This window comes from Pseudomonas putida (assembly GCF_050989985.1).
Classification (GTDB): domain Bacteria; phylum Pseudomonadota; class Gammaproteobacteria; order Pseudomonadales; family Pseudomonadaceae; genus Aquipseudomonas; species Aquipseudomonas putida_AI.
In genome coordinates this window covers 879,185-905,000 of the sequence record NZ_CP158815.1, presented here as the reverse complement: position 1 = coordinate 905,000, position 25,816 = coordinate 879,185, and the positions used below count along the sequence as shown (strand labels likewise).

The window sequence follows — 25,816 nt, the reverse complement described above, 5'->3', positions numbered from 1 at the left end:
ACCTGACCGTCAAAACTGCGTAACTCATTGTTTACCAAGGAGTTTTCCGTTTCGGCTGCGCCGGAAGTGGGGCGAATTATAGGCCTCCAGAATCTGCCGTCAACCATTAATTACGCTTTTCTGGCAGAAATGCCTTTTTAGCCAATAAACGGGGTATTCGCCGGGCTACTGGCGGTAGACGCAACACTAATAACAACGCACCGATAGCCGCATAGATCACCCACTCCTTAAGATCGGCACGCACAATCCAGAGCATATGTAGCAATCCAAGCCCGAGAACCAGATATGCGAAGCGGTGAAGCTTTTTCCAACGCGACCCCAGTCGCCGCTGACTGTATCTATTGGAAGTAACGGCCAACGCCATCAGACACAAAAAACCCAACACACCGACAATAATGTAGGGCCGTTTGCGCAGCTCAACCCCCAGCTGCGACCAATCAAAGCCAAGAATGAATGCCAGATAGGCACTCAAGTGCAGAACCACATAAGCAAAACACCACAGCCCCAACTGTCGCCGGACGGCATTCCACCCCGCCCATCCCGTCAGTTTCTGCAGCGGCGTCATACTTAATGTAATGAGCAATAAAACAAGCGCCCCCAACCCCAACCGGTCAACCAGCACCTTGCCCGGGTCTGGTCCCAATGCATCTTCCCAGGCCTGATATAGCCATAGCAGCGGCCAAAGCAATGCAGCCACGAAAACACCCACACGCCAACGTGGATATCGCATCAGTAGTTTTTCCGCAGATCGAGCCCTGCATATAGAGAAGCCACCTCATCCGCATAGCCGTTGAACATCTGCGTATCACGCACGTTCGGCTTAAAGAGACCACTCGGAAGGCGACGCTCACGAGCCTGTGTCCAGCGAGGATGATCGACCGTAGGGTTCACATTCGCATAAAAGCCATACTCATCCGAGGCAATGCTCTGCCAGGTCGTTTTCGGCTGCTCACTCACCAGACTGATTCGCACGATGGATTTGATGCTTTTGAAGCCGTATTTCCACGGCACAACCAGACGCAGCGGCGCTCCGTTCTGATTCGGCAACTCACGCCCGTACATCCCCACCGCCAAAATCGCCAATGGATTCATCGCCTCATCAAGCCGCAACCCTTCCACATAAGGCCAGTCGATCAAGGCAAACCCTGAACGTTGCCCCGGCATGCTCTTGGGGTCCTCAAGTGTTTCAAAGCGAATGAATTTGGCTTTCGATGTGGGCTCCACCTGATTAAGCAATGCCGAAACGGGGAAGCCCATCCACGGAATGACCATCGACCATGCTTCCACACAACGAAGGCGGTAGATCCTCTCCTCCAGTTGGTAAGGTTTCATGAAGTCTTCCAGCGCATACCGCCCCGGCTTGTTCACCTCACCATCGATCACCACAGTCCATGGCTCGGTCTTCAGTGAACCGGCATTGGCAGCCGGATCGCCTTTGTCAGTGCCGAACTCATAGAAGTTGTTGTAGTGGGTTGCATCTTTGAAGGGGGTTATCGCCTCATCCTTGACGTTAACCGCCCCCCACTTGGTAGAAGGAAGTTTCTCACTGAACCAGGAAGGTGCCTTGCCAGGCTCGACATCCGCATAACGCGCCGCCTCATCAGCACTCGCCCATCGCGGCAGCGCGCTCACGGCAATACCGGCTGCGGCAGCACCCAATACATGACGTCGAGAAAGATAGATGGATTCGGGCGTGATATCCGACTCATGGCAATCGGATGCTTTGGGGACTTTGATCAGCATGACTACTCCGCAGCATTGGAGAACAGATGCACCAACAGACTGCGGAGTATGAGGGAAATTACATCACTCGACGCTTTTGCGCCGACGAAGATGTAACAGATATTGCACCGGACCGGATGCTGCGTAGGCAAGGAAAACCAATAGCAGAATGCGCGGCGGATCACTGAACACCACCGCGAACACCAGCACCACAGCAAGGATCGCCACGAAAGGCACGCGCCCTTTCAGGTCCAGCTCCTTGAAGCTGTTGTACTTGATGTTGCTGACCATCAGCATCCCCGCAGCCGCAACCATCAGTGCCACCAGGAAGGACATCTTGGAACCCTGGATGCCGTAATCACTGAACGCCCAGACAATTCCCGCCACCACTCCGGCGGCCGCTGGGCTGGCCAGACCGATGAAGTAGCGTTTGTCAGCCGTGCCGACCTGAGTGTTGAAGCGCGCCAGACGCAACGCCGCGCCTGCCACATAAATGAAGGCGACCATCCAGCCGACCTTGCCCATGTCACCCAATGCCCAACCAAAAGCCAGCAATGCCGGCGCGACACCGAAAGCGACCATATCCGACAGCGAGTCATACTCGGCACCAAAGGCGCTCTGGGTATTGGTCATACGGGCAACGCGGCCGTCGAGGCCGTCGAGCACCATGGCGACGAAAATCGCGATGGCAGCGAAGGCAAAATACTTGCTCGCGCCAATCGAGTCACCCGCGCTCAAGGCACTTTGGGCACTCATGGAGTTGATGATGGAGTAGAACCCTGCGAACAGGTTCGCAGTGGTGAAAAGATTTGGCAGAAGATAGATACCACGATGTCGGACTTTACGGCCTTCAGCATCATGCCCTTCTTCGACATGTTCATCGATGGGCAGCAGGCTTTCGGCGTCAGAGACCTTGTTTGGCTCTTCGGGACGTTCGCTCATGAACAATACCTTGCAACGGGGTGGAAAGTTTCGACAGGTGCCTGCGACGTCAGTTCGCCTCGCAAACGATGCAGCTTTATACCAGAACCGGCCATACAAACGAAAAAACGCGGCCTAAGCCGCGTTTTTCGTACAAGCGTCAGACTTAGTTTTTAGCTTTGTCGACGATCTTGTTGGCACCGATCCACGGCATCATGGAGCGCAGTTGCTCACCGATGATTTCGATACCGTGAGCGGCGTTGTTACGACGCTTGGCGGTCATCGAAGGATAGCCGGTAGCACCTTCGCTGATGAACATCTTGGCGTATTCGCCGTCCTGAATACGTTTCAGGGCGTTGCGCATGGCCTGACGGGATTCGGCGTTGATCACTTCAGGACCAGTCACGTACTCGCCGTACTCGGCGTTGTTGGAGATCGAGTAGTTCATGTTGGCGATACCGCCTTCGTACATGAGGTCAACGATCAGCTTCAGTTCGTGCAGGCATTCGAAGTAGGCCATTTCCGGCGCGTAGCCAGCTTCAACCAGGGTTTCGAAACCGGCTTTGACCAGCTCAACGGTACCGCCGCACAGAACGGCTTGTTCGCCGAACAGGTCGGTTTCAGTCTCGTCCTTGAAGGTGGTTTCGATGATGCCGGTACGACCGCCACCCACGCCTGCAGCGTAAGACAGCGCAACGTTTTTGGCGTTGCCCGAAGCGTCCTGGTAGATAGCGATCAGGTCAGGGATACCGCCGCCCTTCACGAACTCGGAACGTACGGTGTGGCCTGGAGCCTTCGGCGCGATCATGATCACGTCGAGGTCAGCGCGCGGCACAACCTGGTTGTAGTGAATCGCGAAACCGTGGGAGAAGGCCAGGGTAGCGCCCTTCTTGATGTTCGGCTCGATTTCGTTCTTGTACAGGGAGGACTGGAACTCGTCCGGGGTCAGGATCATGACCAGGTCGGCAGCTGCAACAGCGCTGGCAACGTCAGTTACTTTCAGGCCGTGGGCTTCTGCCTTGGCAACGGTAGCCGAACCTTTACGCAGGCCAACGGTAACGTCTACGCCAGAGTCTTTCAGGTTGCACGCTTGAGCGTGACCCTGGGAACCGTAACCGATGATGGCAACTTTCTTGCCCTGGATGATCGACAGGTCGCAGTCTTTATCGTAGAAAACTTTCATGAATTTCCCCTATATATCCAGGCCGTTCAGGCCATTCGCTAATTTGGTTAGATGCTGAGTACTTTGTCGCCGCGAGCAATGCCGGTAACGCCGCTGCGGACGGTTTCCAGAATCGAAGCGGTGCCGATGGACTGAATGAAGCTGTCGAGCTTGTCGCTGGTACCGGTCAGTTGAACGGTATAAACGCTGGCGCTGACGTCGACGATCTGTCCACGGTAAATATCGGTGGTGCGCTTGATCTCGGCGCGCTGGGCGCCGGTAGCCTTGACCTTGACCAGCATCAGTTCGCGCTCGATATGAGCACTTTCCGACAAGTCGACCAATTTGACCACTTCGATCAGTTTGTTCAGGTTCTTGGTGATCTGCTCGATGATCTCATCGTGGCCCACGGTGGTCAGCGTCAGACGCGACAGGGTCGGGTCTTCGGTTGGTGCCACGGTCAGGCTTTCGATGTTGTAGTTGCGCTGCGAGAACAGGCCGACTACGCGAGACAAAGCGCCGGGTTCGTTTTCCAGAAGCAAGGAAATAATGTGACGCATGATTAGGTACGCTCCGTCTTGCTCAGCCACATATCGCGCATCGAGCCGTCTTTGATTTGCATCGGATAGACGTGCTCGTTGGCATCAACCTGGATATCAAGGAACACCAGGCGATCCTTCATCGCGAATGCTTTTTCCATCATCGGCTTCAAATCCTTCAAGTCGGTGATGCGCATGCCTACGTGACCATAGGCTTCGGCCAATTTGACGAAGTCCGGCAACGATTCCATGTAGGAATGCGAGTGTCGCGCGCCGTAGCTCATGTCCTGCCACTGACGAACCATGCCCAGTACACCGTTGTTGAGCAGGATGATCTTCAACGGCAAATCATGCTGCAGGCAGGTCGACAGTTCCTGGATGTTCATCTGGATGCTGCCTTCGCCAGTCACGCAGGCGACATCAGCATCCGGAAAGTTCAGTTTCACACCCATTGCCGCCGGCAAACCGAAGCCCATCGTGCCCAGGCCACCGGAGTTGATCCAGCGGTTCGGCTTGTTGAAGCGGTAGTACTGCGCCGCATACATCTGGTGCTGGCCCACGTCGGAGGAAACATAGGCGTCGCCACCGGTCACTTCACAAAGAGTCTCGATCACGGTCTGAGGCTTGATGATGCTGCCGTCACCCTTGTTGTAAGGGAACATGTCGCGATCGCCGCGCCACTCTTCGATCTGCTTCCACCAGTTGGCAACCGATTCCTTGCCAGGAACCTCACCGATCTCCTTGAAGGTGGCGACCATTTCGGTCAACACGCTTTCCACCGGACCTACGATAGGCACGTCGGCCTTGATGGTCTTGGAGATGGATGCAGGATCGATGTCGATGTGGATGATCTTGGCATTCGGGCAGAATTTCGACGGTCCGTTGATCACGCGATCATCGAAACGTGCGCCAGCTGCCAGGATCACATCGGCGTTGTGCATGGCCAGGTTAGCGGTGTAGCTGCCGTGCATACCCAGCATGCCGAGGAACTGACGGTCCATGCCTGGATAGGCACCAAGCCCCATCAGGGTGTTGGTAACCGGCGCATTCAGCAGCTGTGCCAATTCGGTCAACGGAGCGGATCCATTGCCCATGATCACACCGCCACCGGCATAGATGACCGGCCGCTTGGCTGCCAACAGCATTTCCACGGCTTTGCGGATCTGACCCGAATGGCCACGAACTGCCGGACTGTAGGAACGCAGCTTGGCTTTCTTCGGGAAAACGTATTCGAACTTCTCGGCCGGGTTGGTCATGTCCTTCGGGATATCGACAACGACCGGACCTGGACGACCGGATTGCGCCAGGTAGAAGGCTTTCTTCATGACTTCCGGGATTTCCGAGGCATGCTTGATCATGAAGCTGTGTTTCACGATCGGCCGGGAGATACCGATCATGTCGGTTTCCTGGAATGCATCGGTACCGACCATGGTGCTTGGCACCTGGGCGGTCAGAATCACCATCGGAATGGAGTCCATGTACGCCGTGGCAATACCGGTAATGACGTTGGTCGCGCCGGGACCGGAGGTCACCAGTACGACACCCGCCTTGCCGGTGGCACGCGCGTAGCCGTCAGCCATGTGAGTGGCTGCCTGCTCATGACGGACGAGAATATGTTGAACAGTCGGTTCTTTAAAAAGTGCGTCGTAGATATGCAGTGCGGCACCACCCGGGTACCCATAGATATACTTGACGCCTTCGTCACGCAAGAAGCGGACGATCATTTCACCGCCAGATAAAAGCTCCACGTTGTCCACCTCTAAAACGCCAGAATACCGCCCACGAAAAATGGGACGGGTCTTAATAGGTTTACTTCTCAGCAGAGCATGAGCGACGGTGGTCGCCGACTACGTCAGCACTGACTGAGCAAGTATTGGGATCGTCCCAAGTGTTGCGGGCCTTTCCCACCCAGCGCGAGGTAACGCGTTGCGGGTGTAGCAGGTCGGCGCGGATGTGCGCCTCATGATCTGCTGAGTGGGTCTGCTTCTGGCAGTCCCTCTACAGCGGACTTTGGATTCTTCTGTTTCGTCCCCTGCAAGTCAAGTCGTGTCTGTGCTTTATTGAAGTAAGCACATGAGAAAGCAAGAAAAAACCGCGAAACCGCAAGTGTGTTAGCTTCAATTGCGCAACCCGATATAAGGAAATGACATGCGAGCGCTGTTCCTGACCGCCAGCCTGCTGATTTGCGTCAGCCCCTTGAGCATTGCCGCGTCGATTTACAAATGGGTCGACGCCCAGGGTGTTACCCACTTCGATGCGCAACCACCCCAGGGCCAGCAAGCCACTGTTGTGGTAACCCCCTCCCAGCCCGCTACCAAACCAGCTCCCCCCACAAGCAGTGGGACGATAGGCGATCAACAGGCCATCGACAAAGATGTGAAAAGACAGGTTGCCCAGCAGCAGGCAGAACTGAAAACGTTTTGTGAACAAGCGCGAACGAACCTGGCGCAGTTGCAAAACAATCCGCGGCTCAGGGAGGAAGTAGATGGAGAGTTGCGTCGCCTGGACGAGGCTCAGCGAAAAGAGCGCCTGGATGAAACGCAGAAACAAATAACGGATAACTGCCAGTAACACCCGCAGGAGCCAAATGTGCTTGGCTCCTGCAAGGGACCGAAAGTCAGCGGGATGCGCTGATCAGTTGATCAAACTGCTTGAGCAATACTTGCAGCTGCCGATCCTTACCCTGGACGTTACGGGAAGCGAAGACCATTTCTGCCATTTCCTGGATCCCCGACGCATTTGGCAAGGGCAGATCCTGTTCGAGGATCGCCTTCATGCGCGGCAGGAAAATCCACTGCAACCATTGCTCGAAGTCCAGCGTGTCGACCGAAAAGGGCTCAACACTGGAGAGCGCTTCGACCGATGGCGACACTTCGTCCCACCAGCCTTGCAGTCGCAACTCACGCTCGATCAGCAGCAAATGATCGGCAATTTTTGGAAAGCGCGAATCCATTACGACGAAACCTTGGCTTTCTGACGGGCCAGTGCCGCGCCAGAGGAATCGCCCTGCTTCTCACGGGCCTGGGCGATCAGCTCCCAGAGGCTGGCCTGAAGCGCCGGACGTCCAGTGGCGAAAGTCAGGCCACGACGGGCAAACTGCTCGGCCTGAGGTGCATCGCCCTGGGCCATGCGTACCTGCGCCAGGCGATAAAGCACTTGCGGCTCGCGCGGAGCGACACGCTGGGCGCGCTCCAGGCTGGAAGAAGCGCCGTTGAGGTCGCCACTGGATTGCTGCTGTTGAGCGGTTGTCAGCAGCGCCAGTACCGGGCCGTCCAACTGTTCGTCGGCGGACAGGCCACCGGCGCTGGCAGACGGAATCCCGCTCGGAGTCGACGGCATGCTGTAGCTGCCCTGATTGATCAGCGCGGACTGCACCGGCGAAGTATCAATCGGCCCCGGGGTAATAGGACCCGAGCTGATCGGACCCGGAGTAATCGGCGTCGTGCTGATCGGTGTCGACGTCGTTGCGCCACCACCTGGCACCATTACCACGACGCCGGTATCACCTTGCGGAATCTCCTGAACCTGGGCTTGCGCAGGACGTTTGACCGTCGTCTGGCGGTAGCCACCGTTCGCCGAAACCCGCTCGCTGTTGGAGACCGCGGTGCCGGAGTCGACAACCGGAATCGAACCACGTTGTACGGTGGAGCAACCGCTGAGCAAAGCCACGGCGGTAACCGCTGGAATCAACCACTTGTTCACTTGAAACCCTCTTTGCTTAATTCATCCAGCCTTTGACCCAATCCATCACCGTTTCGCCGGGGGTAGGACTATCACCACCACAAGCGGCACCGGGAGGCGGTTCGCTGCCGCGAATATACGGCATCTGCACAGCGCCTGGGCAGTTGGCATCCGAGCCTTGCCCGGTCCGTGAATCGACCCAGGCCTGAACGATATTATCCGGCTGCGGCATGTCCAGCGGCAACGGGTCCGCCTTGCGCATGAAGCTGGTCCAGACCTGCAGCGCACCGGTTGCACCGGTAAACGGGGTCTTGCCGTTGTCGTCGCGACCCAACCAGACCACCGCCAACAAATCCTGGCTGAAACCGGCGAACCAGCTGTCGCGGGAATCGTTACTGGTACCGGTCTTGCCCGCCAGCGTCAGGGTTTTCGGCAGCACGTTATATACGGAGCTACCGGTACCCTCGCGCATCACTCGCTGCATGGCGCTCTGGATCAAGTAAATGGAAGCCGGATCGAAACGCTGCTGAATCTGGAACGGATACCGCTTGAGCGGCTCGCCTTCGGCAGTCAGTACGCTGCGAATACCGCGCATTGGGGTATTGAAGCCACCGTTGGCGAGTGTCTGGTACATGGTCGCCACTTCGATCGGCGTCATGCCACCGGCGCCCAGCAGCATCGACGGGAAGGCCGGGAACTCGCGGCTCACACCGAGACGCCCCAGGGTCTTGAGCACATTCGGGACACCCACCGCCAGGCCGAGACGCGCGGTCGACAGGTTGTAGGAATGCGCCAGGCCCTGATAAAGGAACACGGTGCCATGGCTACGTCGATCGTAGTTCTGCGGCTTCCACACCTGGCCGTCCGCACCCTTGACCGAGAAGGATTCGTCCGACAACCAACTGGTCAATGTGTACTGGCTCGGTTTCTCCAGCGCTGTCAGATAGACCGCCGGCTTGATCAGCGAGCCGATTGGCCGCACCGCATCCAGTGCCCGGTTGAAACCGGCAAAACTGGCCTGGCGACTGCCGATCATGGCCTGGACTTCTCCGGTTTCCGGGTTGGTGACGACCATCGCCGCTTCAACATCATCGGAACCCTTGCGCCCGGCCAGGCGCTTGAAGGTGTCGTTGACGGAGGCTTCGGCCTTCATCTGCAGGATCGGATCGAAACTGGTGAAAATCCGCAGGCCTTCTTCGGTCAAGTCTTCGTCGCGATAGTCTTCGCGCAGTTGACGCTTGACCAGATCGAGGAAGCCCGGGAAGGAGCTGTCCGCCAATTTTCCTCGCGTCGTCACTCCCAACGGCATTTTTTTCGCTGCAGCGACCTGCTCGGCGGTGGCGACGCCTTGCTGCTCAAGCACATCGAGCACCAGATTGCGCCGTTCCAGCGCCCGCTCAGGATTGCGACGCGGGTTGTAGTAGGACGGACCCTTGACCATGCCCACCAGCATCGCGACTTGATGCAGCTTCAATTCGGACAATGGCTGCCCAAAGAAGAACTGGCTGGCCAGGCCAAAACCATGCACCGCCCGCTGACCATCCTGACCAACGAACACCTCATTGAGGTAAGCCTCAAGAATTTCTCGTTTGTCGTAATGCAACTCAAGCAACATCGCCATCATGGCTTCGGTGAGCTTGCGACTCAGACTGCGCTCGCTGGTCAGGTAGAAATTCTTGACCAGCTGTTGCGTCAGCGTACTGCCACCCTGGGTCATCTTGCCGCCAGAGGTGTTGACGTAGATGGCTCGTACAATCGACTTGGGCGAAACGCCCCAATGGCTGTAGAAATCCCGGTCTTCCACGGCGACCAGGGTTTCCAACAGATACGGCGGGACCTGATCGATCTTGATCAGAATGCGATCTTCGAGATTCTTCGGGTAAATCCCGCCGATCAAAAGTGGTTCCAGGCGCACCACGGAGAGCTTCGAACCGTTCGTCGCCGAGAGCTCGGCGACATAGTCGCCGGAGAACCGCACACGCACCGGTTGTGCCTGCTCCATGCCCTCATAGAACTGGAAGCCGCGGGTATTCAAGTCGACGGTATTGCCATTGACCGCCGCCGCGCCGGGGCCATTGCTCACGCTTTCACGCCGGTAGCCCAAGGCATCGAGTTCAGTCAGAAAGTCGTCCCGGCTGAGCTTTTGTCCGACGAACAGCTCGAGCGGACGCGCGTATACCTTCGCCGGGATCGTCCAGCGCTTGCCGGAAAACTTTTCCTGCACGATGGCATCGAGGTAAACCGCGAATCCGGCGAGCACCACAAGGCCGACCAGACTGAGTTTAAGGGCCCAGCCCAGCCACGGCCGCAGGCCTCGGGAGGGTGGTTTTTTGGGGGTACGGGGGGTTCGAGTACGTGTCATGGCGGCGGATTATACGCACTTTATTCATACTCAACAGGAGCCCTCCGAGTTTGCGTTGAGCTGGCTAGCCGCCATAATGACGACCTGAATTTTCCCCCGACTCTAAAGGATCACCCCCGTGAGCCAGTCCCTGATCGCCGCTCTGCAAAACCCGGCCCTCTATCCGCACCCGGTAGACGGCTTCAAGGTCATCGAGACCCATATCTCCTGGGTGCTGCTCACCGGCCCCTATGCCTATAAAGTGAAGAAACCGGTCAACTTCGGCTTCCTCGACTTCACCACCCTCGAAGCACGCGAGCATTTCTGCGGCGAAGAGCTGCGCCTGAACCAGCGCCTGACCGACGACTTGTACCTGGAAGTGTTGCCGGTGACCGGCAGCGCCGAAGCCCCGCAACTGGGTGGCGACGGCCCGGCCATCGAGTACGTGCTGAAAATGCGCCAGTTCCCGCAGGACGGCCTGCTCAGCACGCTACAGGCCAACGGCGAGCTGACTCCTTCGCACATCGATGCAATGGCAACTCAAATTGCCCGCTTCCACCTCAACGCCCCGAAGGTGCCGGCCGAACACGACGCAGGTACACCCGACAGCGTCATGGCCCCGGTACGGCAGAACTTCGAGCAGATTCGTCCGTTCCTCAACGACAAGGCCGACCTGCTGCAACTCGACGCCCTGCAAGCCTGGGCCGAAAGCAGCTTTGACCGCCTCAAGCCCGCGCTCAGCCAGCGTAAGGCTGACGGCTTCATCCGCGAATGCCATGGCGACATTCATTTGGGTAACGCCACGGTGATCGATGGCAAGGTGGTGATTTTCGACTGCATCGAATTCAACGAACCCTTCCGCTTCACTGACGTGTATGCCGACGCCGGCTTCCTGGCAATGGACCTGGAAGATCGCGGCCTGAAATGCCTGGCCCGCCGCTTCATCAGCCAGTATCTGGAATTGACCGGCGACTACCAGGGGCTGGAGCTGCTCAACTTCTATAAAGCTTACCGCGCACTGGTTCGTGCCAAAGTCACCCTGTTCAGCATGCCGGCGGACGCCACCGCAGTGCAGCGCGCCACCACCCTGCGCCAGTACCGCACCTACGCCAACCTGGCAGAAAGCTACAGCACCATCCCTTCGCGCTTCATGGCCATTACCCACGGTGTTTCCGCTGTCGGCAAAAGCCATGTGGCAATGCGACTGGTAGAAGCGCTGGGTGCTGTTCGCCTGCGGTCAGACGTAGAACGCAAACGTCTGTTCGGCGAGCAAACCGTCGCCAACGACGTACAAGCCGGCATTTATAGCGCTGACGCCAGCGCCGCGACCTACAACCGCCTGCATGAAATTGCCGCCGTCATCCTGCACGCCGGTTTCCCGGTGGTAATCGACGCCACTTACCTCAAGCATGACCAGCGCATCAGCGCGGCGAAAATCGCAGAAGCCACAGGTACCCCGTTCCTGATTCTGGACTGCGAAGCGCCAAAAGCCGTTATCGAAAGTTGGCTGGCCCAGCGCCAGGCAGACAAGACCGACCCATCCGACGCCACGCTGGCAGTCATCGAAGCCCAGCAAGCGAGTCGCGAAGCCCTGACGCCAGCAGAAATCCTCTACAGCAAACGCGTTCAGACCAATGAAACCGGAACGCTCGACACTGTCGTGGCACAGATTCGCCAGCGCCTGCCAGGCCTGTAAAAAACTATTTTCAGCCGTGGAGCCCCGCTCGCTTCACGGCTGCCAAATAGTGGCATTATACTGGCGTCATAAAACCAACAGGTGATATGCCATGAGCCAGCCGAAGCTTCTCGATACCCCGCTTTATGCCTTGCTGCACAAAGACGACATCACAGGGTTCAATAAGGAACGCCCCAAGGATGGCCCCATTGATATGGTGGGTGGTGACTTCCGTGGCCTGGACTTGCGGGAACTGAACGCCGACGGCGTCGACTTTACCGATGCCTATTTCCGTTCGGCTGATTTGCGCGGCATCGACTTTCGCAACGCTACGCTGGAAGGCGCGAGCCTGGGCCATGCGCAGATTTCAGGTGCGTACTTCCCGGTAGAACTCAGCGCCGACGAAATCCTGATGTCGATGAACTTCGGAACTCGCCTGCGTTATCGCACCCGCTGAGCCATAGCGTGAATTGACAAGTCTGGTGCCCCCGCCCTCGCACCAGACTTCGGGACGATTTACCCAAAAATCTCGTCTATTCCCTTCCTTTCATCTGTGATTCGCAGACTTTATCTCCATCGCAAACTCCCGCCCCTTAGAAGCGTTTGCGTCGAAAACGACCAAACAATAACGCTTTTCCTACTGATGGCTACACTCCTGAGAGGCTTGCCCACGCACCATTCGGCCATCGCAAGGAGGCTTGATGAATGATGAACTGCAACACCTGAAGAATCTTGGCAAGACGTCGGCGCAGTGGCTGCATGCCGTGGGCATTCACAGCGCCTCGGACTTGCGTCGCCTGGGGGCGGTGGACGCTTACCGGGCTGTGCGCACGCGCGGTTTTCGGGCGTCCAAGGTGTTGTTGTATGCAATTGAAGGCGCCCTGATGGACGTGCACTGGAACGACATTCCGGCCGAGCGCAAAGAGGCGTTGAATAAACAACTGGAGGCCATCTCGTCACGCCACAAGATTTGAGAGAAAGGCGCTTTTTGTTCCGGCACCTGGCAGATCACTAAAAACGACAACCCGATAGTCAATGAATACAAGGGCTTAACAGGATCGTGCGACACATATCAAGCCAAGCAAAAATCACTTGTTGACTTGGTAATGAGAATCGATATGATTATCACAACTGGTCGCGAGACTGGTCGATATTCTGAAAAGCCCTTGGTTCGGACTCTCAGATTATCTCCTCATCAGGCTAATCACGGTTATTTGACCCGGCTCTTGCCGGGTCTTTTTTTGCCCATGAAAAAGCCGTCGCCCCTTCCAGGCAGCAACGGCTCAGGTTTATTGGCCAGCGGTATCGGGATAGAAACCCTCGGACAGCTTTTTCAGACTCTCCGGCAGTCGCGGACCCAAACCGCCCACCAGCAGAGTCGGGTCAAGCTCGATGACACGATCATTCCTGGCCGCACGGGTCGAGGCGAGAATCGGGTTTTCCTTGAACAACGCCGCACGGGCCGCGCTACCGCTCAGCGCACGGTCGGCGAAAACCAGCACATCAGGATCCAGACTCACCAGTGATTCATTGGAAAACGGCTTGTACCCGCTATGGGTTGCAAGGTTGCGCCCGCCGGCCTGTTGCAGCAACCAGTCAGCGGCAGTGTCCTTGCCTGCGATCAGTGGTTTTCCGCCGGCGTGTCCGAGCACCAATAACACCCCCGGTGATGGCTGCTTCAGTTGTGCACGAGTTACCCAGACCTTCTGCTGCTCCAGTGCCTGTTGATAAGTGGCCAGCGCTTGCTCCGCCTTGTCTTCAGCACCGAGCAGCCTGCCCAGCTGCCGAAGGTTGTTCTGCAGCGTCGTCAGATCCGGCTGCGCCGAAAATAGCTCCACCTTTACCCCCGCACTGCGAATCTGCGAAAGCACCGGCGGCGGTCCCATTTCTTCGGTGCCGACCAGTATCTGCGGCCGCAAACTCAGCACCCCTTCTGCCGACAGCTGTCGTTGATAACCAATACTGGGCAGGGTTTTCAGTGACGCCGGATGCTGACTGGTGGTATCGACCCCGACCAGTTTCGCCTCGCCGCCCAATACACACACCCACTCCGAGAGCGCACCGCCGGCACTCACCCAACGTTGCGGCAGTTCCTCCGCGGCAGCGTGATGACTGGCGAAAAGTCCGACACAAAGCGCAGCAATGCGGATACTCAGGCGCATAAACAGCTTCCTTCAAGGGTTTACCGGGCATCAGAGCAGCGGGCCAAGTATCCTGTGCACCTGGCACCTGCATCTATATGGACAAGCCATCAATTTGATAATCGTTTGCATTTGCGAGTCAAGCCCGGACATTCCGGTCATGACTGCACGCCCTGAGGATAGGCATGAAATTTCTGTGTACGGGCATTGAACTGGCCGACGCCAGCAGCCGTGGCTTCGACATCGATGGGCAAAAGCTGTTCGCCGTGCGTCGGGCCGGCCAGGTTTATGTCTACATCAATCGCTGCCCGCACCGGGGTGTCGGGCTCGAGTGGACGCCCGACCAGTTCCTGGACCCCAGCAACAGCCTGATCCAGTGCGCCACCCACGGCGCCCTGTTTTTGATCGAGGACGGTGAATGCGTCGCCGGCCCTTGCGCGGGGCAATCGCTTACCCAGGTCGAATGCCGCGAGGATGCGCAGGGCATCTGGATCAGCCTTTAACCGCCGAGCAACACTTCCAGGCGCCGATCCACCACCATCTCTTCATGGGTCAGGCGCACGCCGTAGGCCAGCACTTCAACACCGCATGCCACCGCTTCACGCAAGGCCTGGGCGTAGGCCGAGTCGATCTCTTCGGCCGGGCGCACTGCGTCGATCCCGGTCAGGTTCACGCAGTACAGCTGCACGGCACGAACACCCTCCCGAGCCAGATGGGCCAACTCGCGAAGATGCTTGGCCCCACGCTGGGTAACCGCATCGGGAAAAGCTGCGACCGCCACACCGTCGAAGCCCAGCGTGACACTTTTGACTTCCACATAGGCCGGGCCGTCAGGGTATTCGAGACGGAAATCGATCCGGCTCTTTTCCTGACCGTACGCCACTTCGCGCTTGAGCTCGGTAAAGCCGTTCAGTTCGGCGATAACCCCGGCACGCAGCGCCTCTTCAATCAGCGTGTTGGCACGACCGGTATTGACGCAAAAATGCCGGCCGTGCGGGGTTTCGCCGATCTCCCAAGTCCCGGGCAACTTGCGCTTGGGATCATTGGAGCGGCTGAACCAGACCTGCCCACCTTCGACCTGGCAATTGAGCATCGAACCCGTGTTTGGGCAGTGAATGGTCAGCAACTCGCCGCTAACGGTTTCGATATCGGCAAGAAAACGCTTGTAACGGCGAATCAGGCGACCTTCTTCCAGGGGAGGATGAAAGCGCATCAGCCTTGCCAGCTCCGCAGACCACGGCCGATACGCTCCACCGCTTCCTGCAAACGCTCGAGGCTTTGCGTGTAGGCAAATCGCACATGGTGGCCGGCCTGATAACGGCCAAAGTCGAGTCCCGGGGTAAATGCCACGTGCTCGGTTTCGAGGAAATGTCGACAGAACGAGAAGGCATCGCCGCCGAACTTGCTGATATCCGCATACAAGTAGAACGCGCCCTCTGGTTCCACGGCGATGCCGAAACCCAACTCCCGAAGGGCTGGCAGCAGGAAATCCCGCCGACGGCCGAACTCGGCGCGGCGCTCTTCGAGAATGCGGATGGTCGCTGGTTCAAAGCAGGCCAGCGCTGCATGTTGAGCCATGCTTGGCGCGCTGATGTAGAGGTTTTGTGCGAGCTTCTCCAGCTCATTGACCGCCGCGTCGGGCGCCACCAGCCAACCCAGTCGCCAGCCGGTCATGCCGAAATATTTGGAAAAACTGTTTAGCACGAAGGCGCTGTCGTCGACTTCCAGCACGCTGGCCGCATCGGTGCCATAGGTCAGGCCGTGATAGATCTCGTCCACCACCAGATGACCGTGACGCTGCTTGATGGCGGCAGAAAGGTCAGCCAGCTCGTCGCGAGTGAGGATAGTCCCTGTCGGGTTGGCCGGAGAGGCCACCAATGCGCCGACACTGTCGTGATCCCAATGACGCTGGATCAGGTCCGGGGTCAATTGATAACGCACATCCGGTCCGACAGGAACGAGCTGTGCGGCACCTTCCACCAGCCTCAGGAAATGCCGGTTGCAGGGGTAACCCGGGTCCGCCAGGAGCCAATGCTTGCCCGGATCCACCAGCAAGGCACTGGCCAGCAACAGCGCACCGGAACCGCCAGGGGTGATCAGGATGCGCCGCGGGTCGATGTTCAAGCCGTAGCGCTGCTGATAAAAGCCCGAAATGGCCTCTCGCAACTCGGGAATGCCGCGCGCGGCGGTGTAGCGGGTCTTGCCCGACTCCAGGGCGGCCTGGCCGGCGCGAATGATCGGCTCGGCGGTAGTGAAGTCCGGCTCGCCGATTTCCAGGTGGATCACATCCCGGCCGGCGGCCTGCAATTCATTGGCCCGCGCCAGCAACGCCATGACGTGAAAAGGTTCGATCGCGCGACTGCGAGCACTATAGGACTGAGCCATTGGCCTTCCTTCAACGAAGAAAAGAATCGATTCTACCCAAGCGCAGGAACGAGCGAGTACCTAAAGCGGTCAGAGCCGTATGACCAGACCCGAAACGACTCGGGCGCGCGCCCCAGGTTTGACTAAAATCAATAATTGATCAGGGCTCCAGAGCCACCAGACAGCGCTTTGCCACCATCGGCAAGCGCCACAGACCGCGGCCTCGACATCCGGGAGTAGCGCGGCCTGATTCGATCTGGTAAGTTCGCCCGCTTGCAGCCGCAGGGCCGGCGGGTGCCGGTGATGGAACAATCCTGCGCAGATGGATTACAAGAGTAGAGGCGGTCTATTTCATGTCCACCCAAGCAAAGCAACAGCCAATCAGCGGCTTCGAACCCTACGTAGAATCTCCGGGCGAGGAGTACATGGGCAAGCCCATGCGCGCACACTTCACCAAGGTCCTGAACAAGTGGAAGCAGGACTTGATGCAGGAAGTCGACCGCACGGTTGATCACATGAAGGACGAAGCAGCCAACTTCCCGGACCCGGCAGACCGTGCCAGCCAGGAAGAAGAGTTCGCCCTCGAACTGCGAGCCCGCGATCGTGAGCGCAAGCTGATCAAGAAGATCGACAAGACGCTGCAACTGATCGAAGACGAAGAGTACGGTTGGTGCGAGTCCTGCGGCGTCGAAATTGGCGTCAAGCGTCTGGAAGCCCGCCCTACCGCCGACATGTGCGTCGACTGCAAGACCCTGGCGGAAATCAAGGAAAAACAAGTCGGCAAGTAATGGCGACTTGAATGAAGAACGGAGCGTGAGAACGCTCCGTTTTTGTTTCTGATGTTTTTTTGGCTTTAAATGCATTCATGACTGCCATCCCCCAATCCTCCTACATCGGGCGCTTCGCCCCAACGCCCAGCGGTCACCTGCACTTTGGTTCGCTGGTCGCCGCACTGGCGTCGTACCTCGACGCGCGTTCGGTCGGCGGTCGCTGGCTGATGCGCATGGAGGACCTCGACCCGCCTCGCGAAGAACCCGGTGCCCAGGCAGCGATTCTCAAGGCGCTGGAAAGCTATGGCTTCGAGTGGGATGGCGAGATGGTCCGGCAAAGTGACCGGCATGAGGCCTACGCGGAAGTACTCAATCGCCTGTTCAATCACGGCCTGGCCTATGCCTGCACCTGCTCGCGCAAGCAGCTGGAGCCGTACCACGGCATCTATCCGGGGCTGTGTCGCAATGCCGGTCATGACGTGAATGATGCCGCGATCCGGATCCGCGTTCCCGAGCTGGATTATCACTTCATTGACCGCGTGCAAGGTGAATTCCATCAGCACCTGGGGCGCGATGTCGGCGATTTCGTGATTCGCCGCCGCGACGGGCTCTATGCCTATCAACTGGCAGTGGTGCTCGACGATGCCTGGCAGGGCATCACCGATATCGTGCGTGGTGCCGACCTGCTCGACTCCACGCCACGCCAGCTCTACCTGCAGGAATTACTCGGCTTTCGCCAACCGCGTTACCTGCACATTCCGCTGATTACCCAGCCCGACGGCAACAAGCTCGGCAAGTCCTACCGCTCGCCGCCATTGACCGAAGACCAGGCCACGCCCCTGTTGCTCCGAGCCTTGCGCGCCCTGGGGCAGGCGCCCGGTGCCGAACTGGCTTACGCCACGCCCCGGGAAGTGCTGGCCTGGGGGATCGCCCACTGGGATGCCAGCCTGATCCCGCGCACACTGAGCCTGCCCGAGGCACAGCTACAGTGAACAGGCTTGCAGTGGCGCACCCATCCGTTACCATCGCCGCACGTTTTCGGGCACAGGCATAAAAAGAGAGGCCGGGATGTACATCTATCGCTTGGTCCTGCTCCTGGTAGTGGGGATTTATCTGTTTTCCCCGGCCATCATGGATTGGTGGATCGACGCCACTGGCGCCTGGTATCGCCCTTATCTGCTCTGGCTGATCCTGATCGTCGTGACCTTCATCCTGCAGAGCCAAAAAGATGCCGATGAGCTTTAGCCTGACCCAGATGATCCTGATCAGCGCCGCGTACCTGGCGGTGCTGTTCGGCGTGGCCTGGATCAGCGAACGGGGCATGATCCCCCGGGCGATCATTCGCCACCCGCTCACCTACACCCTGTCGCTGGGCGTCTATGCCAGCGCCTGGGCGTTTTATGGCACCGTGGGCCTGGCCTATCAGTACGGCTATGGCTTCCTGTCCAGCTACCTGGGCGTGTCCGGGGCATTTCTGCTGGCGCCGGTGCTGCTCTACCCGATCCTCAAGATCACCCGCACCTATCAGCTGTCATCCCTGGCCGACCTGTTCGCGTTCCGTTTCCGCAGTACCTGGGCCGGTGCGCTGACCACGATTTTCATGCTGATCGGTGTTCTGCCGCTGCTGGCGTTGCAGATTCAGGCGGTGGCCGACTCGATCGGCATCCTCACCCGCGAACCCGTGCAGCATCGTGTCGCCCTGAGTTTCTGCGCCCTGATCACCCTGTTCACGATTTTCTTCGGTTCCCGGCATATCGCCACCCGCGAGAAACATGAAGGGCTGGTGTTTGCGATTGCCTTCGAATCGGTGATCAAGCTGATCGCCCTCGGCGGCGTGGGCCTTTACGCGCTCTACGGCGTATTCGACGGCCCGCAACAACTGGAACTGTGGCTGCTGCAAAACCAAACCGCCCTCGCCGCCCTGCACACTCCGCTGCAGGAAGGCCCGTGGCGCACGCTGCTGCTGGTGTTCTTCGCCTCGGCGATCGTAATGCCGCACATGTACCACATGACCTTTACCGAAAACCTCAATCCGCGCGCGCTGGTCAGCGCCAGTTGGGGCCTGCCGCTATTCCTGCTGCTGATGAGCCTGGCAGTGCCGCTGATTCTCTGGGCCGGGCTGAAACTCGGCGCCACCACCAACCCGGAATACTTCACCCTCGGCATCGGCATCGCCGCCAACAGCCAGGCATTGGCGCTGCTGGCCTATGTCGGCGGGCTATCCGCCGCCAGCGGCCTGATCATCGTCACCACCCTCGCCTTGTCGGGCATGGCCCTGAACCACTTGGTACTGCCGCTATACCAACCGCCGGCGGAGGGCAATATCTACCGCTGGCTAAAGTGGACGCGCCGGGCGCTGATCGTCGCGATCATCATGGCCGGCTACGGTTTCTACCTGCTGCTGGGCGCGGAGCAGGACCTGGCCAACCTCGGCATCGTCGCGTTCGTGGCCACCTTGCAGTTCCTGCCGGGCGTACTCTCGGTCCTGTACTGGCCGACCGCCAACCGCCGCGGCTTCATCGCCGGCCTGCTGGCAGGCATCCTGGTCTGGCTGGTGACCATGCTGCTGCCGCTGGTGGGCAATCTGCAGGGTTTCTATATTCCGCTGCTGAACATGATTTACGTGCTGGACGACACCAGCTGGCACATGGCGGCAATCGCCTCGCTGGCCGCCAACGTGCTGATGTTCACCCTGATCTCGCTGTTCACCAACGCCAGTACCGAGGAGGCCAGCGCTGCCGAGGCCTGCGCCGTGGACAATGTGCGTCGCCCGCAGCGCCGCGAACTGCACGCCGCTTCGCCTCAGGAATTCGCCACCCAGCTTGCCAAACCGCTGGGGGCGAAGGCTGCGCAGAAGGAAGTCGAGCAGGCCCTGCGCGATCTCTACCTGCCGTTCGACGAGCGCCGGCCATATGCCTTGCGCCGTTTGCGTGACCGCATCGAGGCCAACCTCTCCGGCCTGATGGGGCCGAGCGTTGCCCAGGACATGGTCGAAACATTCCTGCCCTATAAGGCCGGCGGCGAAAACTATGTCACCGAGGACATCCACTTCATCGAAAGCCGACTCGAGGACTACCACTCGCGCCTGACCGGCCTGGCCGCCGAGCTCGATGCCCTGCGTCGCTACCACCGCCAGACGCTGCAGGAATTGCCGATGGGCGTCTGCTCGCTGGCCAAGGACCAGGAAATCCTCATGTGGAACAAGGCCATGGAGGAACTCACCGGGATCGCTGCACAGCGGGTGGTCGGCTCGCGCTTGAGCACCATTGCCGCCCCATGGAAGGATCTGCTGCAAGGCTTCATCAACGTCCCGGACGAACACTTGCACAAACAACACTTGGCCCTCGACGGCCAGACCCGCTGGCTGAACCTGCACAAAGCAGCGATCGACGAGCCGCTTGCTCCCGGCAACAGTGGCCTGGTGCTGCTGGTGGAAGACCTGACCGAAACACAGATGCTCGAAGACAAGCTGGTGCATTCCGAGCGCCTGGCCAGCATCGGCCGCCTCGCGGCTGGCGTCGCCCATGAAATCGGCAACCCGATCACCGGGATCGCGTGCCTGGCGCAAAATCTGCGCGAAGAGCGTGAAGAAGACGGCGAACTCAAGGAAATCAGCGGGCAGATCCTCGAACAGACCAAACGCGTGTCACGCATCGTGCAATCGCTGATGAGCTTTGCCCATGCCGGCAGCCATCAGCACAGCGACGAAGCCGTTTGTCTGGCGGAGGTCGCCCAGGACGCCATCGGCCTGCTGGCCCTGAACCGGCGCAATTTCGAAGTGCAGTTCTACAACCTGTGCGACCCCGAACACTGGGTCGAAGGCGACCCGCAACGACTCGCCCAGGTATTGATCAATCTGCTCTCAAACGCCCGTGACGCCTCGCCTCCGGGCAGCGCAGTGCGGGTCAAGAGCGAAGCCGGCGAACACACGGTCGACCTGATCGTGGAAGACGAAGGCAGCGGGATTCCGGCGAGCATCATGGACCGATTGTTCGAACCCTTCTTTACCACCAAGGACCCTGGCGAAGGCACCGGTCTGGGCCTTGCACTGGTCTATTCCATCGTTGAAGAGCATTATGGACAAATCACCATCGACAGCCCGGCTGATGTTCAGAGCCAACGCGGCACCCGTATCCGGGTGACACTACCGCGTCATGTCGAAGCGACGTCCGCTGTGAACTGAGACCGTCGAGAGTATCGAATCAATGCCGCACATTTTGATCGTCGAAGACGAAACCATTATCCGCTCTGCCTTGCGCCGCCTGCTGGAACGCAACCAGTACCAGGTCAGCGAAGCCGGATCCGTGCAGGAAGCACAAGAACGCTTCACCATTCCCACGTTCGACCTGATTGTCAGTGACCTGCGCCTACCGGGCGCACCGGGCACCGAATTGATCAAACTCGGCCAGGGTACGCCTGTACTGATCATGACCAGCTACGCCAGCCTGCGCTCGGCGGTGGACTCGATGAAGATGGGCGCGGTGGACTACATCGCCAAGCCTTTCGATCACGACGAAATGCTCCAGGCTGTCGCGCGGATCCTGCGCGATCGCCAATCGCTGCGAGCCAACAGCGAACCAGCGGCCGGCAAAGCCGCCAATGGTGCGGCTAAATCGGGCACCGACAACAGCAATGGCGAGATCGGCATCATCGGCTCCTGTCCGCCGATGCAAGACCTCTACGGCAAGATCCGCAAAGTCGCACCCACCGATTCCAACGTTCTGATCCAGGGCGAGTCCGGTACCGGTAAGGAACTGGTGGCGCGCGCCCTGCACAACCTGTCCAAACGGGCCAAGGCACCGATGATTTCGGTGAACTGCGCGGCCATTCCGGAAAGCCTGATCGAGTCCGAGCTGTTCGGCCACGAAAAAGGTGCGTTCACCGGTGCCAGCGCCGGGCGTGCCGGCCTGGTGGAAGCAGCGGACGGTGGCACTCTGTTCCTCGACGAAATCGGCGAACTGCCACTCGAAGCCCAGGCCCGACTGTTGCGGGTACTGCAGGAAGGCGAAATTCGCCGGGTAGGCTCGGTGCAATCGCAAAAAGTCGATGTGCGCCTGATCGCTGCGACCCACCGCGACCTGAAGAACCTGGCAAAGATCGGCCAGTTCCGTGAGGACTTGTACTACCGCCTCCACGTCATTGCCCTGAAGTTGCCGGCCCTGCGCGAGCGTGGTGCCGACGTCAACGAAATCGCCAATGCATTCCTTGCGCGGCAGAGCGCTCGGATCAACCGCACTGACCTGAAATTCGCCCCGGACGCCGAACAAGCCATCCGCCACTATTCATGGCCGGGTAACGTTCGTGAGCTGGAAAACGCAGTGGAGCGTGCAGTGATCCTGTGCGAGAGCCCGGAAATTTCCGCCGAGCTGCTGGGTATCGACATCGAACTGGGTGATCTGGAGGACGACGAGTTCATCGGCCTGCCCCCACAACAGGGCGCCAGCAACGCCGCCAACAGCAACCATGAGCCGACCGAAGACTTGTCCCTGGAAGATTACTTCCAGCACTTCGTGCTCGAGCATCAGGACCACATGACCGAAACCGAACTGGCCCGCAAGCTTGGGGTCAGCCGCAAATGCCTGTGGGAGCGTCGTCAGCGTCTGGGCATTCCGCGCCGCAAGACCGGGGTGGCCAGCGAGAGCTGAACCGCAGCTGTCTGATGTGCGGGTAACACGTGACTTCGTGAAAAAACTGTTACCTCAGATGTTTTACGTAACAAAAGCCGGGGCTTACGGTAACGAAACCCCGGCTTTTTTTCGCCCTGAGAAACCTGCCTGGCACGCCCAACCCCTTGTTTTATTGGGGTTTGCAAAAGTTGGCACGCACCCTGCTATATGTTTGGTACAAGAACAATAACAAGCAATGCACAAGACAATAAAAATAAGACGAATCGACTCACGCACAATAAAAACAAGACGGCGAGAGGCGCAGCTAACTGATTCTTTTGGAGAGGCGTTGTATTTGGGGCTTGCCCCACGACCAGGCCGAGAACAACAAAAAACTGTCTTAAGACAGAGCCTGTACTGGTTGGATCGAAAGATCACTGCAATTCAGCGACCAAAGCAATCCGTTTGCTCTTGGCTCCCGATTGGGAGGGTCATGAAGGAAGCTTCATGGCGTGGGCACTCAACAAAAACAAGAAGCCCGAAACCAATAACAAAAATAGAGCATGCAACTACTTCTTGGGGAGCTTCGGCTCCCCTTGTAGTTTCTGGGTTCCAGCCTCCTCCTACAGCTCATATTGCTGCGTCCTACACCATCCCCCGACTAAATGCTAGAATCCCCGCCCATCATGCGGTCATTCTTCGTTTTTGGCCGAACATTCCTTCAAACAGTGCATCCCATGCTGAAGAAGCTGTTCCAGTCATTCCGTACACCTGTGCGTCGCACGCAACATATTCGCAGCACGCCTGAAGTGCTCAACAGCGGCCAACATTCGCTGCAAAAGGCGCAATTCAGCCGTTACGCGGTCAATATCGTCGAACGTCTGCAGGGCGCCGGTTACCAGGCCTATCTGGTCGGCGGTTGCGTGCGCGACATGCTGCTGGGCATCACGCCCAAAGACTTCGATGTCGCCACCAGCGCCACTCCTGAACAGGTCCGTGCCGAATTCCGTAACGCGCGAATCATCGGTCGCCGCTTCAAGCTGGTGCACATCCACTTTGGTCGCGAAATCATCGAAGTCGCGACCTTCCGCGCCAATCACCCGCAAAACGAAGAGGAAGAAGACAGCAATCAGTCTTCCCGCAACGAGAGCGGGCGCATCCTGCGCGACAACGTCTACGGCACCCTGGAAGAGGACGCGCAACGTCGCGACTTCACCATCAACGCCCTGTATTACGATCCGGTCAGTGAGCGAATCCTAGACTACGCCAATGGCGTGCACGACATTCGCAATCACCTGATCCGCCTGATCGGCGATCCGAAGCAACGCTATCAGGAAGACCCGGTGCGCATGCTGCGGGCCGTGCGTTTCGCGGCCAAGCTGAATTTCGGCATCGAAAAGCACAGCGCCCAGCCGATTCGCGACCTGGCGCCGATGCTGCGGGAAATTCCGGCGGCCCGTCTGTTCGAAGAAGTCCTCAAACTGTTCCTGTCCGGTTACGCCGCGGATACGTTCGAGATGCTGGTCGACCTGCAGCTGTTCGATCCGCTGTTCCCGGCCAGTACCGAGGCCCTGGAATACAACCCGACCTACACCCACACCCTGATCAGTGAAGCGCTGATCAACACTGACCTGCGCATCAAGCAGAACAAACCGGTAACACCGGCGTTCCTGTTTGCAGCCCTGCTGTGGCCCGCCCTGCCGGCGCGTGTACTGCGCCTGCAAGAGCGCGGTATGCCGCCGATTCCGGCGATGCAGGAAGCGGCACACGAACTGATTGCCGAACAGTGCCAGCGCATCGCGATTCCAAAACGCTTCACCATGCCGATCCGCGAGATCTGGGACATGCAGGAACGCCTGCCGCGCCGTAGCGGCAAACGTGCTGACCTGTTGCTGGACAACCCGCGCTTCCGTGCCGGCTACGACTTCCTGCTGCTGCGCGAGAGCGCAGGCGAGCAGACCGATGGCCTGGGCGAATGGTGGACGGACTATCAGGACGCCAACGAAAATGAGCGCCGCGAAATGATTCGCGAACTCAGCGGCAAGGAAGAAGGCACCGGCGCACCGCGCAAACGCCGTCGCAGCGGCGGCTCCAAGCGCAAACGTGCGGCAGGCGTATCGGGTAGCGGCGAGTAATCCATGGAACGCATCTACATCGGCATGGGCAGCAACCTGGCTGAACCTGCCGGACAGCTGCGCAGCGCCGTTGCCGCCATGGCACGGCTGCCGCAATCGCGACTGGTCGGGGTCTCCGCTTTCTATCAAAGCGACTCACTGCTCCCCGGCCAACCGCGTTACACCAACGCGGTCGCCGCCCTCGACAGCACTCTCGCTCCGCTGGACCTGCTCGATGCGCTGCAAGCCATCGAGAACGAACAGGGCCGCGAGCGTCTCGAACGCTGGGGCCCGCGTACGCTAGACCTGGATATCCTGTTGTTCGGTGATCGCCTGATAGACGAGCCCCGCCTCAAGGTCCCGCACTACCATATGCAGGAACGTGCCTTCGTTCTGTATCCACTGGCTGAACTGGCGCCTGCGGATCTTCGCCTGGCCGATGGCCGCACGTTGGCCAACATGCTCGAAGCCTGCCCGTTCGTCGGCCTGGAACGTATCACTACAAATTAATACAAAACCCTTGTGGGAGCGGGCTTGCTCGCGAATACGGTGTGTCAGTCGACATCAATTTTCACTGACACACCGCATTCGCGAGCAAGCCCGCTCCCACAGGTGTTTTGTGTCGAACAAAAGACCAGGACTGCTGAATCGCATCAGTCCCCTTCGGTAACACCCCCGACGTAACAATGCGGTAACACACGCAATTGACTTCCCGGGTTCTCCTCACGACTATAGGCGTCCCGCTGCCGTCAACACGGCACTAAAAGGGCGCAATCCAGG

At 58.8% G+C, this 25,816-nt stretch carries 24 protein-coding genes; 12 read left to right on the top strand and 12 right to left on the bottom strand.

The annotated features are described in order from the left end of the window. Positions 1-106 precede the first annotated feature (106 nt). The 6 genes from msrQ to ABTV29_RS04295 form a co-directional block, all read right to left on the bottom strand. Complete coding sequence (msrQ, locus tag ABTV29_RS04320; RefSeq protein ID WP_433768986.1) at positions 107-730, bottom strand: protein-methionine-sulfoxide reductase heme-binding subunit MsrQ; 624 nt, start codon at positions 728-730, stop codon at positions 107-109. After that, positions 730-1,743 carry a protein-methionine-sulfoxide reductase catalytic subunit MsrP gene (gene msrP / locus ABTV29_RS04315; protein WP_433768985.1) on the bottom strand — a complete coding sequence of 338 codons (1,014 nt, stop codon included), beginning with the start codon at positions 1,741-1,743 and terminating at the stop codon, positions 730-732. Before msrP ends, msrQ begins: the two co-directional genes overlap by 1 nt. A gap of 63 nt (positions 1,744-1,806) precedes the next feature. Continuing rightward, complete coding sequence (gene pssA / locus ABTV29_RS04310) at positions 1,807-2,664, bottom strand: CDP-diacylglycerol--serine O-phosphatidyltransferase (RefSeq protein WP_433768984.1); 858 nt, start codon at positions 2,662-2,664, stop codon at positions 1,807-1,809. 145 nt (positions 2,665-2,809) lie between these two features. Then, on the bottom strand, positions 2,810-3,826 hold the full coding sequence (ilvC, locus tag ABTV29_RS04305) for a ketol-acid reductoisomerase (RefSeq protein ID WP_003228216.1): 1,017 nt from the start codon (positions 3,824-3,826) through the stop codon (positions 2,810-2,812). Between the two features lie 47 nt (positions 3,827-3,873). Beyond that, complete coding sequence (gene ilvN, locus ABTV29_RS04300; RefSeq protein ID WP_003205610.1) at positions 3,874-4,365, bottom strand: acetolactate synthase small subunit; 492 nt, start codon at positions 4,363-4,365, stop codon at positions 3,874-3,876. A gap of 2 nt (positions 4,366-4,367) precedes the next feature. Beyond that, positions 4,368-6,092, bottom strand: coding sequence for an acetolactate synthase 3 large subunit (locus ABTV29_RS04295; protein WP_110967932.1), 1,725 nt, complete (start codon positions 6,090-6,092; stop codon positions 4,368-4,370). A gap of 400 nt (positions 6,093-6,492) precedes the next feature. On the opposite strand from ABTV29_RS04295, the gene ABTV29_RS04290 reads away from it, so the two are divergent. Further along, positions 6,493-6,915 (top strand): DUF4124 domain-containing protein, encoded by a 423-nt coding sequence (locus tag ABTV29_RS04290; RefSeq protein ID WP_433768983.1) that lies wholly within the window; start codon positions 6,493-6,495, stop codon positions 6,913-6,915. Positions 6,916-6,961: 46 nt separating this feature from the next. On the opposite strand, the gene ABTV29_RS04285 is transcribed toward ABTV29_RS04290, so the two are convergent. The 3 genes from ABTV29_RS04285 to mrcB are packed head-to-tail and all read right to left on the bottom strand — an operon-like array spanning position 6,962 to position 10,387. Then, positions 6,962-7,297 (bottom strand): YqcC family protein, encoded by a 336-nt coding sequence (locus ABTV29_RS04285; RefSeq protein ID WP_433768982.1) that lies wholly within the window; start codon positions 7,295-7,297, stop codon positions 6,962-6,964. After that, a complete protein-coding gene (locus ABTV29_RS04280; RefSeq protein WP_433768981.1) occupies positions 7,297-8,046 on the bottom strand; it encodes a tetratricopeptide repeat protein in 750 nt (249 codons plus the stop codon). Before ABTV29_RS04280 ends, ABTV29_RS04285 begins: the two co-directional genes overlap by 1 nt. Before the next feature lie 16 nt (positions 8,047-8,062). Continuing rightward, positions 8,063-10,387, bottom strand: a complete 2,325-nt coding sequence (mrcB, locus tag ABTV29_RS04275) for a penicillin-binding protein 1B (RefSeq protein WP_433768980.1) — start codon at positions 10,385-10,387, stop codon at positions 8,063-8,065. 118 nt (positions 10,388-10,505) lie between these two features. Here mrcB and ABTV29_RS04270 point away from each other — a divergent pair, with 118 nt between their 5' ends. The 3 genes from ABTV29_RS04270 (at position 10,506) to ABTV29_RS04260 (ending at position 13,015) form a co-directional block, all read left to right on the top strand. Continuing rightward, on the top strand, positions 10,506-12,062 hold the full coding sequence (locus ABTV29_RS04270) for a bifunctional aminoglycoside phosphotransferase/ATP-binding protein (RefSeq protein WP_433768979.1): 1,557 nt from the start codon (positions 10,506-10,508) through the stop codon (positions 12,060-12,062). Between the two features lie 91 nt (positions 12,063-12,153). Continuing rightward, positions 12,154-12,498: a pentapeptide repeat-containing protein gene (locus tag ABTV29_RS04265; protein WP_433768978.1), complete on the top strand. Its 345-nt coding sequence runs from the start codon at positions 12,154-12,156 to the stop codon at positions 12,496-12,498. Positions 12,499-12,742: 244 nt separating this feature from the next. Next, positions 12,743-13,015 (top strand): TfoX/Sxy family protein, encoded by a 273-nt coding sequence (locus ABTV29_RS04260; RefSeq protein ID WP_096515175.1) that lies wholly within the window; start codon positions 12,743-12,745, stop codon positions 13,013-13,015. A 315-nt stretch (positions 13,016-13,330) separates the two neighbouring features. Here the strand turns inward: ABTV29_RS04260 and ABTV29_RS04255 are convergent, their stop codons facing one another. Continuing rightward, on the bottom strand, positions 13,331-14,203 hold the full coding sequence (locus ABTV29_RS04255) for a heme/hemin ABC transporter substrate-binding protein (protein WP_433768977.1): 873 nt from the start codon (positions 14,201-14,203) through the stop codon (positions 13,331-13,333). Between the two features lie 164 nt (positions 14,204-14,367). Between ABTV29_RS04255 and ABTV29_RS04250 the strand changes: the two genes are divergently transcribed. Beyond that, positions 14,368-14,685, top strand: coding sequence for a Rieske (2Fe-2S) protein (locus ABTV29_RS04250; RefSeq protein WP_433768976.1), 318 nt, complete (start codon positions 14,368-14,370; stop codon positions 14,683-14,685). Here ABTV29_RS04250 and sfsA read toward each other — a convergent pair. After that, positions 14,682-15,395, bottom strand: coding sequence for a DNA/RNA nuclease SfsA (gene sfsA, locus ABTV29_RS04245; RefSeq protein WP_433768975.1), 714 nt, complete (start codon positions 15,393-15,395; stop codon positions 14,682-14,684). The genes ABTV29_RS04250 and sfsA overlap by 4 nt on opposite strands. Beyond that, on the bottom strand, positions 15,395-16,567 hold the full coding sequence (locus ABTV29_RS04240; protein ID WP_433768974.1) for a pyridoxal phosphate-dependent aminotransferase: 1,173 nt from the start codon (positions 16,565-16,567) through the stop codon (positions 15,395-15,397). The genes sfsA and ABTV29_RS04240 overlap by 1 nt, the downstream gene beginning before the upstream one ends. A gap of 332 nt (positions 16,568-16,899) precedes the next feature. On the opposite strand from ABTV29_RS04240, the gene dksA reads away from it, so the two are divergent. The 7 genes from dksA (at position 16,900) to folK (ending at position 25,546) form a co-directional block, all read left to right on the top strand. Further along, entirely contained in the window at positions 16,900-17,334 is a 435-nt protein-coding gene (gene dksA, locus ABTV29_RS04235) for an RNA polymerase-binding protein DksA (protein WP_110964903.1), read from the top strand. 77 nt (positions 17,335-17,411) lie between these two features. Then, entirely contained in the window at positions 17,412-18,308 is an 897-nt protein-coding gene (gene gluQRS, locus ABTV29_RS04230) for a tRNA glutamyl-Q(34) synthetase GluQRS (RefSeq protein WP_433768973.1), read from the top strand. A gap of 76 nt (positions 18,309-18,384) precedes the next feature. Continuing rightward, positions 18,385-18,561, top strand: a complete 177-nt coding sequence (locus tag ABTV29_RS04225; protein WP_003176118.1) for a hypothetical protein — start codon at positions 18,385-18,387, stop codon at positions 18,559-18,561. Then, complete coding sequence (locus ABTV29_RS04220) at positions 18,545-21,499, top strand: sensor histidine kinase (protein WP_162634904.1); 2,955 nt, start codon at positions 18,545-18,547, stop codon at positions 21,497-21,499. Before ABTV29_RS04225 ends, ABTV29_RS04220 begins: the two co-directional genes overlap by 17 nt. 22 nt (positions 21,500-21,521) lie before the next feature. Continuing rightward, entirely contained in the window at positions 21,522-22,961 is a 1,440-nt protein-coding gene (locus ABTV29_RS04215) for a sigma-54-dependent transcriptional regulator (protein ID WP_433768972.1), read from the top strand. Between the two features lie 698 nt (positions 22,962-23,659). Next, complete coding sequence (locus ABTV29_RS04210; RefSeq protein ID WP_433768971.1) at positions 23,660-25,057, top strand: polynucleotide adenylyltransferase PcnB; 1,398 nt, start codon at positions 23,660-23,662, stop codon at positions 25,055-25,057. A gap of 3 nt (positions 25,058-25,060) precedes the next feature. Further along, the gene (folK, locus tag ABTV29_RS04205) at positions 25,061-25,546 is read left to right on the top strand and encodes a 2-amino-4-hydroxy-6-hydroxymethyldihydropteridine diphosphokinase (RefSeq protein WP_433768970.1); all 486 of its coding nucleotides are present in this window, start codon (positions 25,061-25,063) and stop codon (positions 25,544-25,546) included. Positions 25,547-25,816 lie beyond the last annotated feature (270 nt).